Origin of the sequence: Sulfitobacter sp. HI0129 (genome assembly GCF_001635395.1) — a bacterium.
GTDB lineage: Bacteria > Pseudomonadota > Alphaproteobacteria > Rhodobacterales > Rhodobacteraceae > Sulfitobacter.
Genome location: NZ_LWGH01000427.1, coordinates 1 through 8,517, shown reverse-complemented (window position 1 = coordinate 8,517; position 8,517 = coordinate 1). Strand labels below are relative to the sequence as shown.

General features: G+C 64.1%; 9 protein-coding genes. 4 read left to right on the top strand and 5 right to left on the bottom strand.

From position 1 onward, the window contains the following. Window positions 1–208: 208 nt before the first annotated feature. The 5 genes from A3764_RS11630 to A3764_RS11610 all read right to left on the bottom strand — a co-directional run bounded on the left by A3764_RS11630 (window position 209) and on the right by A3764_RS11610 (window position 5,511). Window positions 209–964: an ABC transporter ATP-binding protein gene (locus A3764_RS11630; protein WP_067922713.1), complete on the bottom strand. Its 756-nt coding sequence runs from the start codon at window positions 962–964 to the stop codon at window positions 209–211. Between the two features lie 48 nt (window positions 965–1,012). Beyond that, window positions 1,013–1,777 carry an ABC transporter ATP-binding protein gene (locus A3764_RS11625; protein ID WP_067922722.1) on the bottom strand — a complete coding sequence of 255 codons (765 nt, stop codon included), beginning with the start codon at window positions 1,775–1,777 and terminating at the stop codon, window positions 1,013–1,015. Between the two features lie 12 nt (window positions 1,778–1,789). Then, window positions 1,790–3,016 (bottom strand): branched-chain amino acid ABC transporter permease, encoded by a 1,227-nt coding sequence (locus A3764_RS11620; RefSeq protein ID WP_067951613.1) that lies wholly within the window; start codon window positions 3,014–3,016, stop codon window positions 1,790–1,792. Window positions 3,017–3,019: 3 nt separating this feature from the next. Then, the gene (locus A3764_RS11615; RefSeq protein WP_067920161.1) at window positions 3,020–4,048 is read right to left on the bottom strand and encodes a branched-chain amino acid ABC transporter permease; all 1,029 of its coding nucleotides are present in this window, start codon (window positions 4,046–4,048) and stop codon (window positions 3,020–3,022) included. 110 nt (window positions 4,049–4,158) lie between these two features. Continuing rightward, window positions 4,159–5,511 carry a substrate-binding protein gene (locus tag A3764_RS11610; RefSeq protein WP_067920163.1) on the bottom strand — a complete coding sequence of 451 codons (1,353 nt, stop codon included), beginning with the start codon at window positions 5,509–5,511 and terminating at the stop codon, window positions 4,159–4,161. Window positions 5,512–5,734: 223 nt separating this feature from the next. Here A3764_RS11610 and A3764_RS11605 point away from each other — a divergent pair, with 223 nt between their 5' ends. From A3764_RS11605 to A3764_RS11590, 4 genes are all read left to right on the top strand, one after another. Next, window positions 5,735–7,033, top strand: coding sequence for a helix-turn-helix domain-containing protein (locus A3764_RS11605; protein WP_067920165.1), 1,299 nt, complete (start codon window positions 5,735–5,737; stop codon window positions 7,031–7,033). 133 nt (window positions 7,034–7,166) lie between these two features. Then, entirely contained in the window at window positions 7,167–7,547 is a 381-nt protein-coding gene (locus A3764_RS11600) for a response regulator transcription factor (protein WP_067920167.1), read from the top strand. 62 nt (window positions 7,548–7,609) lie between these two features. Then, on the top strand, window positions 7,610–7,882 hold the full coding sequence (locus A3764_RS11595; protein WP_150120623.1) for a hypothetical protein: 273 nt from the start codon (window positions 7,610–7,612) through the stop codon (window positions 7,880–7,882). After that, window positions 7,882–8,517, top strand: a 636-nt coding sequence (locus A3764_RS11590) for a sodium:solute symporter family transporter (protein ID WP_443069379.1), incomplete at its 3' end; no start/stop codon positions are given. The genes A3764_RS11595 and A3764_RS11590, both read left to right, overlap by 1 nt.

Sequence of the window (8,517 nt, the reverse complement as noted above, 5' to 3'; positions counted from 1 at the left end):
GTCTACCGTTTGCAGATAGGTTTCATTTGCCGAGGCGATATGCAGATTCCTGTCCAGAACCAGACAGGCTGCAGGCAAACACATGAACAGATTGTGGAGATCCGGCTGATTGTCAGACACTCGATGTGTTACCCAGGAAATTCGTACGCGACACTACTCTGACCACAGCACGAACCCCTTGGCCACCGACTTTTCACGGAAAACTGATCTAGATTGCGAGATATTCCGCCCGGAGCTGCGCGTCGTTCAGAACCTCTTCTGCCGTACCGTCGTAAACGACACCGCCGGTATCAAGAATGACGGCGCGGTCCGCGAGCTTGAGCGCACGGACGGCGTTCTGCTCCACGAGGATAGTGGTAATGCCCTGATCCTTGATGAGCCCGAGCGTTCGTTCGATTTCATCCACGATGACGGGGGCGAGGCCTTCGTAGGGTTCATCGAGCAACAGCACCTTGATGTCGCGCGCCAGCGCGCGGGCAATCGCGAGCATCTGCTGCTCGCCGCCCGAAAGGGTCACACCTTCCTGATTCTTCCGCTCGCCCAGCCGCGGGAAAAGCTCGTAGATACGGTCGAGCGACCAGCCGAGAGGCGGGGCGATCTGCGCGAGCTTCAGGTTCTCCTCCACTGTGAGGCCGGCGATGATCCGGCGATCCTCCGGCACCAGTACCAGACCTTCGACGGCCGCCTGATAGCTGGCCATCTTGTGCAGCGCCTTGCCGTCCAGCCAGACTTCGCCGCTGCGCAATTCGGGGCTGGCGACACGCGCGATGGCCCGCAGGGTAGAGGTCTTGCCCGCCCCGTTACGGCCCAGCAGCGCGAGGATCTCGCCTTCGTGGACGTCAAAGCTGATGCCCTGCACGATGTAGCTTTCGCCGTAGTAGGCATGCAGGTCCCGGACGGACAGATAGGCAGAGCCGGTCGAGGCGTCGCTGTCGGAGCGGGGCAGGGTATTGGTATCGGTCATGTCGTTTCCTCGCGGGGGGCGGCACGGGATGGCCGCGGCGGAATGGGATCAGGCGGCGTCCTGGGATTCGCCGAGATAGGCTTCGCGCACCTTCGGATGGCCCTTGATGCGTTCGGGGGTATCTTCCACCAGCGGTGTGCCCTGGGCCAGCACGGTGATCCGTTCGGCCAGAGAGAACACCACATGCATGTCGTGTTCGATGATGGCGATGGTGATATCGCGCTCTTCCTTGATCTGCTTGAGCAGGTCGATCGTGTTGTTGGTATCGGCCCGCGCCATCCCGGCGGTGGGTTCGTCGAGCAGCAGAAGACGCGGATCCTGCGCAAGGCACATGGCGATTTCGAGCCGCCGTTTGTCCCCCCGCGAAAGCGATGCGGCATGCATGTGGCGTTTGTCGCTCATGCGCATCTCCTCCATCATCTCCTCCGCCTTCTCTATCACGTCGCGCTGGCCCACCACGCGGGAAACGGCGTTCATCTCGAAGGCGCCGTCGCGCTTGGCGAAACAGGGGATGAGCATGTTTTCCATCACCGTCAGGTCACCGAAAATCTCCGGTGTCTGGAAGACGCGGGAAATGCCCATCTGGTTGATCTCGTAGGGTTTGCGCCCCAGCACCGACTGGCCGTCGAACATGACGCTGCCGGTATCGGGGATCAGCTTGCCCACGAGGCAGTTGAGCAGGGTGGACTTGCCCGCGCCGTTCGGCCCGATGATCGCATGGACGGAGTTTTCCACCACGCTGAGGTTCACGTTCGACAGGGCCTGCAGGCCGCCGAACCGTTTGCCGACATTCTTGACTTCGAGGATTGCCATGGTCCCGTCTCCTTATTCGGCTGCAGGGTTGCGCTGTTCGGCGGCGTCGGATTCGACGTCCCCGGCTTTGCGGTCGCGGCGGCGGAAGACGAAGCGTCCCGCCCGCTGTCCGCCTTCGACCAGCCCGCCGGGCAGGAAGATGACGACCAGCATGAACATCAGGCCCAGCGTCAGGTGCCAGCCCTTGCCCACGAAGGGGTGGACGATGGTCACCATCGCGTTCTCAAGACCGTCCGGCATGAAGGCGAACCAGCCGTGCAGGACGTTGTCGTTGATCTTGGCGAAGATGTTCTCGAAGTACTTGATGAAGCCCGCACCCAGCACCGGCCCGATCAAGGTGCCCGCGCCGCCGAGGATCGTCATCAGCACGACCTCGCCGCTGGCGGTCCACTGCATCCGCTCGGCCCCGGCGAGCGGATCCATGGAGGCAAGCAGCCCACCGGCGAGGCCCGCATACATGCCGGAGATCACGAAAGCCGCCAGCATGTAGGGCCGCGTGTTGAGACCGGTGTAGTTCATGCGCTGCTGGTTCGACTTCACCGCCCGCAGCATCATGCCGAAGGGCGAGCGGAAGATCCGCATGGCGAGGTAGAAGGCCAGCAGCATCACCGCGGCGGAGAAATAGTAGCCCGCGTTGAAGTCGAAGGACCATGCGCCCGCATCCAGCGTGTAGGTGGAGCGCATCTCTACCAGCCCCAGAAGATGCGGCACGCTTTCCCAGCTGTCGATCAGGATCTGCGGGTCGGAGGTATAGACCTGCAGCCCGGTTTCACCATTGGTGATCGTGGTGCCGAAGAAGCGGCCGACGAGGTCCGAATAGGACACCGCAAAGAGCATCTGCGCGAAGGCCAGCGTCAGGATCGAGAAGTAGATGCCGGAGCGCCGCAGGCTGATGTAGCCGATCGCCACCGCGAAGATACCGCTGACGATGACGGACAGGATCAGCCCCGGGATGATGTTGTAGTCCAGCAGCTTGTACATCCAGACCACGGCGTAGGATCCGATGCCGAGGAAGGCGGCATGCCCGAAGCTGAGGTAGCCGGTCAGCCCGAAGAGGATGTTGAACCCGATCGCAAAGATCCCGAAGATCACGAAGCGCTGCATCAGGTCCGGGTAGCCCGCGTTGAACTGCGCCATGGCGCTGTCCGTGGGGAAGGGGTTGAGGATGAACGGCGCGAAGATGGTCAGGATGGCGACCACGATAAGCAGCGTTCTGTCACGCTTTTCCGATCCGAACATTGGTTATTCCTCCATCACGCCCTTGCGGCCAAGCAGGCCACGCGGACGCGTCAACAGAATGATGATTGCAATGACGTAGATGATGATCTGGTCGATGCCCGGCAGGATTGCCTTTACCTCGTTCATGGAGGCGATGGATTCGAGGATGCCCAGCATGAAGCCCGCGAGCACCGCACCGGGTAGAGAGCCCATGCCCCCCACGACGACCACGACGAAGCTGAGCACCAGGAAGTCCATGCCCATGTGGTAGTTGGGTGAGTTGATGGGGGCGTACATCACCCCGGCCAGCCCCGCCACTGCGGCGGCGATGCCGAACATGATGGTAAAGCGGCGGTCGATGTCGATGCCCAGCAGGCCCACCGTTTCACGGTCAGCCATACCGGCCCGCACGACCATCCCGAAGGTGGTGAACTGCAGGAAGGCGAAGACCGCTCCGATGATGAGCGCCGAGAAGCCGAAGTAGACGAGCCGCCAGTAGGGGTAGGCGATGACCGTATCGAGCCCCAGCAGCGCCCCGAAGTCGAAGCTGCCCGCGAAGGCCGCCGGTGCGGGGGTGGGGATCGGGTTGGCGCCGTAGAAATACTTGACGATCTCCTGCAGCACGATGGCGAGGCCGAAAGTCACGAGGATCTGGTCGGCGTGGGGACGCTTGTAGAAATGCTTGATCAGCCCGCGCTCCATGACGAAGCCGATGATCAGCATCACCGGGATCGCCAGCAGAATCGCCAGTGGCACGGACCAGTCGATGATACTGGCGCCCACCTCGGGGCCGAACCAGTCCTGCACATAGGGGGTCTTGATCTTCAGGGGGTTGCCCAGAAAGTCCTTCTCTGTCTCCGACAGGGTTTCATGGCTGAGCGTCAGCAGGCGTTGCACCGTCACGGAGCAGAAGGCCCCGATCATGAAGAGCGCGCCGTGGGCGAAGTTCACCACGCCGAGCGTGCCGAAAATGAGTGTCAGCCCGAGAGCGATCAGCGCATAGGCGGATCCCTTGTCGAGGCCGTTCAGGAATTGAAGAAGGATTGCGTCCATGGTCCCCACCTTGTGGAAAGTCCCCCGAATTGCAGGCGTGCACCGGGGGAAACGGAGGGGCAGGGGGCGGCGTCGCGACGCCCCCTGCCGATGTCAGTGAGATAAAGGGCTCAGGCGCCGGGGTTGCATTCGCCCAGTGTGGCATCCGCACCGCCGAACATCGGGTGATCGGGTGCGTACATGACCTGCTCGACCGGTGTGACCTCGACGATTTCCAGCGTGTCGTACTGGTTGGTCGGGTTTTCCTTGCCCTTCATGACCAGCACGTCCTTGAAGCACTGGTGGTCTTCGCCACGGTAGAGGGTCGGACCGTTGCCCATGCCGTCGAACTCGAAGCCTTCGAGCGCTTCGGCCACGGCACAGGGGTTGAAGGAGCCGGCACGTTCCACCGCATCCGCATAGAGCAGCGTCTGCACGTAGCAGGTATGCGCGGAGTTGGAGGGCGGGCGGCCATACTTTTCGCCGAAGGAGCGTGTGAACGCTTTGGAGCCTTCGTCCTGCAGCTGCCAGTTCCAGTTCATGGAGCCGATCACGCCCTGCACGTTGCTGCCCGCACCCGCGGCCATCAGTTCGGAGTAGAGCGGCACGACGATCTGGAAGTCCTTGCCGTTCACCTGCTTGCTCAGCAGGTCGAACTGGATCGCGTTGGTCAGAGAGTTGACCATGTTTCCGCCGTAGTGGTTCAGAACCAGCACATCTGCGCCCGAATTCAGCACCGGCGCGATGTAGGAGGAGAAGTCAGTGGAGGCGAGCGGCGTCAGCACGTTGTTGACGGTCTCCCAGCCCATGGCTTCGGTCGCGGCGGCGATGGATTCCTGCTGGGTCCAGCCCCAGTTGTAGTCCGCCGTCAGGTGATAGGCGCGGCGGTCTTCGCCATAGGCGTTCTTGAGCACCGGTGCCAGTGCGGCGGCGGACATGTAGGCGTTGAAGAAGTGGCGGAAGCCATTCGCCTTGCGGTCCTTGCCGGTGGTGTCGTTGGAGTGGGTCAGACCGGCCATGAAGATCACGCCGGCTTCCTGGCAGAGGCCCTGAACGGCCACGGCCACGCCCGAGGACGAGCCGCCGTTGATCATGATGGCGCCGTCTTTTTCGATCATCGCCTTGGCGGAGGCGCGGGCCGCGTCGGATTTCGTCTGGGTATCGCCTGTGACGTACTGCACCTTCTTGCCCAGGATACCGTTGCCCTGAAGCGCCTTGGAGCTGAAGGTGTTCAGCATGCCGCCGTCGCCTTCACCGTTGAGGTGCTCGACCGCGAGTTCCTGCGCGCGCAGCTCGTCCAGACCTTCTTCGGCGTAGGGGCCGGTCTGGGGTACGTTAAAGCCGAGCGTCACGGTGCTGCCGGTGGGCGCGTTCGTGAAGCCGGTATGCGCATCGGCGCGCAGATAGGTCGGCAGCGCAAGCCCTGCCCCCGCGACGACCCCGGTCTGGATCAGCCCACGGCGTGTCAAGTTGTTGAATGACATGAATTCCTCCCAATTTGTTGATCCCGTGAACCGGTTCCTCCTCCGATCCTTGGGCGCACAAGTATGCAAATCATGTATGACCTTGTTTCTGAAAACCGTTCAATAACCCCCTTGATCTGCGCCAGAATATTGTAAACAAATTCGCAGATGACCCATGTGTTTTGTAAATTAACTGATACTGCGGCGCAGAATTCAGCGCCCTTTGCACCGGGGGCGGCATAGCATGGCGCGCGACGCACTGACGGGCAGCCGCATCCGCGAGCGGCGTACCATGACAGGGATGAAGCAGGCCGAACTCGCCCGGTCGGTCGGTATCTCCGCCAGCTATCTCAACCTCATCGAACACAACCGCCGCCGGATCGGGGGCAAGCTGCTGCTGGACATCGCCGGCGCGCTCGACGTGGAGCCGCACAGCCTGACCGAAGGGGCGGAGGCCGCGCTCGTGGCCAGCCTGCGCGAAGCGGCGAGCGAGGCGGACCTCGCCGGGCCGGAATTGGCTCGGGCGGACGAATTCGCAGGCCGCTTTCCCGGCTGGGCCGGGGTGCTGGCCGCCACACGCCGCCGGGTCAGCGCGCTCGAACGCACGGTGGAGACGTTGACGGACCGCATGGCCCATGATCCCCATCTTGCCGCTTCGATGCATGAGTTGCTGTCGACCGCCGCCGCCATCCGCTCCACCGCCGCGATCCTCGATGAGAACCGCGAGCTTCAGCCCGAATGGCGCGCCCGCTTCCACGGCAATCTGGCCGAAGACAGTCGCAGGTTGTCCGACAGCGCGCAGGCGCTGGTGGGCTATCTCGACGCCGATATGAGCGCGGCGGAAGCGGGCCATTCCCCACAGGAGGAGGTGGAGGCTTTCCTCGAACGCCACGGCTTCAGCTTCGACGTGGTGGAGGACCCGAAGGCGCTGCCCGAAGACCGTGCCCGTCTGGTGGCAGAGGCGCCGGAGCTGCGGTCCGCCGCCGCACGTCACATTGCGCAGAACGTGCTTCAGCAGGCGGCGTGGGACGCGGCGGCACTGCCACTGGATTCGCTGCGCGAGGCCATGGGCGGGGGCATCGGCACCGATCCCGCGGCATTGGCGCGGCAGTTGCATCAGCCGATAGGCCGCGTCCTGCGCCGTCTGGCGGCCCTGCGCGACCTTGGCTGCGGGCTGGTGGTCTGCGACCGTTCAGGCACGGTGATCTTTCGCAAATCGGTCAGCGGTTTCACCGTCCCCCGGTTCGGCGACTGCTGCCCGCTCTGGCCGCTCTTCGCGGTGCTGGGTCATCCGGGGATGGTGGTTTCCCAGCGGATCGAGCAACTGGGCCGGTCCAGCGCCCAGTTCGATTGTTTCGCCACCTGCGAAACGCAGAGCGCGCCGGGCTATAACGCCACCCCGCTGGTGCTGGCCACGATGCTGATCCTGCCCGCCGCCCGCGTATCGGCGGACCGGCAGGAAGTGGGCGCGACCTGCCGCGTCTGCCCGCGCGAAGCCTGCAGCGCCCGGCGCGAGCCGTCGATCCTGGAAACCGGGCTGTGACCGGCGGGGCGCGCGAAAAAAGCAAATGCGTATAGGCTTTTGACACCCCGGGGAAACCGGTGCATCCTCGGCGCTGCCGTGACGGAGCCTGCGGGAGGGCGGGCGCCACGGATCGAGGGGAGGACAACCGCCCATGGGCAAACGCGTGGTGCTCGTCGAAGACGAGCTCAACATCGCGGAAGCGATCCGTTTCCTGCTGAGCCGCGAAGGCTGGCGGGTCGAGACGCTGGCCAACGGCAGCTCGGCGCTGAAGGTGATCCGCAAGGCGATGCCCGATCTCGTGATGCTTGACGTGATGTTGCCCGGGCGCAGCGGCTTTGAGATTCTGCAGGACCTGCGGGCGGACCCGGAACTGCAGGCCCTGCCTGTCCTGATGCTCACCGCGCGTGGCCAGAGCCGCGACCGTGAGATGGCCGAACGCGCGGGCGTCAGCCGGTTCATGACCAAACCTTTCTCCAACGCCGAGATGCTGGACGCGGTGCGTGACCTCACCCGCGGCGGCCCGGCGGGCTGACGGGCCCGGGCGTGGCGGGCCCGCCGCTCTTTCTCGAACGGCGGAGCTATCGCCGTCGGCGTATGATGGACGCGCTGCGGGTGCTGCCGTTTCTGGGGCTTGCGCTTTGGATGGTGCCGCTGCTCTGGCCGCTCGGACCGGGGCCGGAGGGGCTACCCCCGGGAACCGGGGCAGACACCGCCCCCGGCATGACCACCGCCGATGCCCTGCGCTACATCTTTGGTGTCTGGCTGCTGTTGATCCTGTCGGCCGCCGTGCTGTGGCGGCGCACCGGTGATCTGCCCGGCCCGGGGGAGCCTGTCGACCCTGCCGCACCGGCTGAAGGGGGCGGCTGATGGTTTCGCTCAACCAGCTCGTGATCGTCTGCCTGACCTATGTCGCGGGGCTTTTCATCGTGGCCTTTGCCGCCGAACGCGCGGCGCTGCGCGGCCATGGCGACTGGCTCCTGCGCTCGCCGCTGGTCTATACGCTGTCGCTGTCGATCTACTGCACCGCCTGGACGTTCTATGGTGCGGTGGGCTACGCCGCCCGCTCGGGGCTGGAATATGTTACGATCTATCTCGGTCCGAGCCTGATCATGGTGGCATGGTGGTGGCTGCTGCGCCGTCTGGTCCGGATCGGACGCGCCCAGCGGGTAACGTCGATCGCCGATCTCATCTCCTCCCGCTTCGGGAAATCCAACTTGCTGGCCATCGTGGTGACGACCATGGCCGTGATCGGCGTGACCCCCTATATCGCGCTGCAGTTGCAGTCGGTCACCCTGTCGCTGTCGATCTTTGCCGTGTCGGAGGCGCCCGCCGATGGGGCGGTGCCCGATCTGGGCAGTTCGGCCCTCTGGGTGGCGGTCGGACTTGCGCTTTTCACCGTGCTCTTCGGGACCCGGAACCTCAACGTCAACGAACGCCATCATGGCGTGGTGATCGCCGTGGCGGTGGAGGCTGTGGTGAAGCTGGTGGCGTTGCTGGCAGTG